The following is a 3,659-nucleotide window of genomic DNA, read 5'->3' as shown; positions in this document are numbered from 1 at the left end:
TCCATACCTTCTTTCAATCCAGCTAGATTCTTTCAAGAAATTTATTGATATCGATCCCGATGGTCAATATGGTTTGGAAGCAGCATTCCGTTCTGTTTTTCCAATCAAAAGTTACTCTGGCAATTCAGAATTACAATATGTGAGTTATCGTTTAGGCGAACCGGTATTCGATGTTAAAGAATGTCAAATTCGCGGCGTAACTTATTCAGCTCCTCTAAGAGTGAAACTTCGTCTCGTATTATTCGATAAAGAAGCGGCACCCGGTACCGTAAAAGATATTAAAGAACAAGAAGTGTACATGGGTGAGATCCCGTTAATGACTGAGAACGGTACGTTCGTCATTAATGGTACCGAGCGTGTTATCGTTTCTCAGCTGCATCGTTCTCCTGGTGTGTTCTTTGATCACGACAAAGGTAAAACGCACTCGTCAGGTAAGGTGTTATACAACGCACGTGTAATCCCGTACCGTGGTTCATGGCTGGACTTCGAGTTTGACCCGAAAGATAACCTGTTCGTACGTATTGACCGTCGCCGTAAGTTGCCTGCAACGATTATCTTACGTGCACTGGAAATGGGTACGGAAGAGATCCTGGACACCTTCTTCGAAAAGATTCAGGTTCGCATTGCTGACGACAAGCTGATGATGGAAATCGTCGCTGATCGTCTGCGCGGTGAGACTGCCCAGTTTGACATCCTGGACGCTGATGGCAACGTACTGGTAGAAACCGGTCGTCGTATTTCTGCGCGTCATACACGTGCTTTGGAAAAAGCCGGTGTAACTGAACTGGAAGTACCTGTTGAGTATTTGGTTGGTCGTGTTTACGGCGAAACTTATATTAACGAAGAAACCGGTGAAGTACTGGTCAATGCCAACGATGAACTGACCATGGAAAACATGGCAGCGTTGAGTCAGGCTGGCATTAAAGAATTTACTACGCTGTATATTAACGAACTGGACCACGGTTCGTATATTTCCGATACCCTTCGTATCGACAGCTCAACTAACCGCCTTGAAGCGTTAGTTGAAATCTATCGCATGATGCGTCCTGGTGAGCCACCAACGAAAGACGCGGCAGAAACCTTGTTCGACAACCTGTTCTTCTCTGAAGAACGCTACGACTTGTCTTCTGTTGGTCGTATGAAGTTCAACCGCCGTTTGGGCCGTAATGAACTGACTGGTCCTGGCACACTGGACAAAGACGACATCGTTGCTGTGATGAAGCAACTGATCGAAATCCGTGATGGTAAAGACGAAGTGGACGATATCGACCACTTGGGTAACCGTCGTATTCGTTCTGTTGGTGAAATGGCAGAAAACCAGTTCCGTGTTGGCCTGGTTCGTGTTGAACGTGCAGTTAAAGAACGTTTGTCTCTGGGCGACCTGGATAACGTAATGCCACAGGATCTGATCAACGCTAAGCCTATTTCAGCTGCAGTTAAAGAATTCTTTGGTTCTTCTCAGTTGTCACAGTTTATGGACCAAAACAACCCGCTGTCAGAAGTAACGCACAAGCGTCGTATTTCTGCACTAGGCCCGGGTGGTCTGACACGTGAACGTGCAGGCTTTGAGGTTCGAGACGTTCACCCGACTCACTACGGTCGTCTGTGTCCAATCGAAACCCCTGAAGGTCCAAACATCGGTCTGATCAACTCATTGGCGAGCTTTGCGCGTACCAATGACTTTGGTTTCCTTGAAACGCCTTTCCGTCGCATCGTAGACGGTGTGGTTACCGATGAAATTGATTATTTATCTGCTATCGAAGAAGGTCAGTTTGCGATCGCTCAGGCGAACATTGCACTGACTGAAGAAGGTGCGCTGGTAGACGAACTGATTCCATGTCGTCACCGCGGTGAAACCACGCTGATGCCTAAAGAAGACATCAAGTACATGGACGTTTCACCACAGCAAATCGTGTCGATTGCAGCAAGCATTATCCCGTTCCTGGAGCACGATGATGCTAACCGTGCCTTGATGGGTGCGAACATGCAACGTCAGGCAGTACCTACTCTGCGAGCTGATAAGCCGTTGGTTGGTACCGGTATGGAACGCACTATCGCTGTTGACTCCGGTGTAACCGTCGTTGCTAAGCGTGGAGGCGTGGTTGACTACGTTGATGCCAGCCGTATCGTTATCAAGGTTGACGAAGACGAAATGTTAGCCGGCGAAGCGGGTATCGACATTTACAACCTGACCAAGTACACCCGTTCTAACCAGAACACGTGTATCAATCAGCGTCCAACCTGTAGTGTTGGCGATCCGATTGTTGCGGGTGATGTACTGGCAGATGGCCCGTCTACCGACTTAGGTGATCTGGCGCTTGGTCAGAACATGCGTATCGCGTTCATGCCTTGGAATGGTTACAACTTCGAAGACTCGATTCTGATTTCAGAGCGTGTTGCACAAGAAGACCGTTTCACCACTATTCACATCCAGGAATTAAGCTGTATCGCCCGTGATACCAAGCTTGGGCCAGAAGAAATTTCTGCTGATATTCCAAACGTGGGTGAATCTGCACTGAGCAAACTGGACGAATCTGGTGTTGTTTACATCGGTGCGGAAGTGAAAGGCGGTGACATTCTGGTAGGTAAAGTAACGCCTAAAGGCGAAACGCAACTTACGCCAGAAGAAAAACTACTGCGCGCTATTTTCGGTGAAAAAGCGTCTGACGTTAAAGATACCTCTTTGCGTGTACCAAACTCAGTACACGGTACAGTAATTGACGTTCAGGTCTTTACCCGTGATGGCGTAGAAAAAGACAAGCGTGCACTTGAAATTGAAGACATGCAGTTACGTCAGGTTAAGAAAGACCTGGGTGATGAGTTCTCAATTCTTGCTGACGGTATCTTTGCCCGTGCGCAGAACCTGCTGTTAAAAGCGGGCGTTGACCAGGCTAAACTGGACAGCGTGCCACGTGAGAAGTGGTTCGATATTCCACTGAAAGACGAAGATGCACAGAACGATTTGGATCAAATCGGTCAGCAGCACGACGAAATTAAAGCAGATTTCGACAAAAAATTTGAAGCCAAGCGTCGCAAGATCACACAAGGTGATGATCTGGCACCAGGCGTACTGAAAATCGTTAAAGTTTACCTGGCTGTTAAGCGTCACATCCAGCCTGGTGACAAGATGGCCGGTCGTCACGGTAACAAGGGTGTTATCTCTACAGTAATTCCTGTAGAAGATATGCCTTACGATGAAAACGGCACGCCGGTAGACATCGTACTGAACCCGCTGGGTGTACCATCGCGTATGAACATCGGTCAGATCCTTGAAACTCACTTGGGTATGGCGGCACACGGTTTAGGCGTGAAGATTGATCGCATGCTGAAAGAGCAGGAAGAAATGGCCAAGCTGCGCAGCTTCCTGCAAGAAGTTTACTCGCTGGGTGACCAACCAGAGCAAGTCGACATCAGCACGTTCAGCGACGACGAAGTACTGCGTCTGGCTAACAACCTGCGTAAAGGTGTTCCAATTGCTACACCAGTATTCGACGGTGCGCGTGAATCAGAAATCAAGGACATGCTGAAGCTGGCGGATATTCCGGAAAGCGGTCAGATTACCTTGTTCGACGGTCGTACTGGTCGCGAGTTTGAGCGTCCGGTTACGGTTGGTTACATGTACATGCTGAAACTGAACCACTTGGTTGACGACAAGATGC

At 48.1% G+C, this 3,659-nt stretch carries 1 protein-coding gene; it reads left to right on the top strand.

What is annotated here, in order from left to right; genetic code table 11:
• On the top strand, positions 1-3,659 hold a 3,659-nt coding region (rpoB, locus tag AC4MRN_RS19955; protein ID WP_491204303.1), incomplete at both ends, for a DNA-directed RNA polymerase subunit beta.

Source organism: Marisediminitalea sp., from assembly GCF_984433645.1.
Note: the sequence above shows the minus strand (reverse complement) of the source record. Positions and strands in the feature narration are given on the sequence as shown.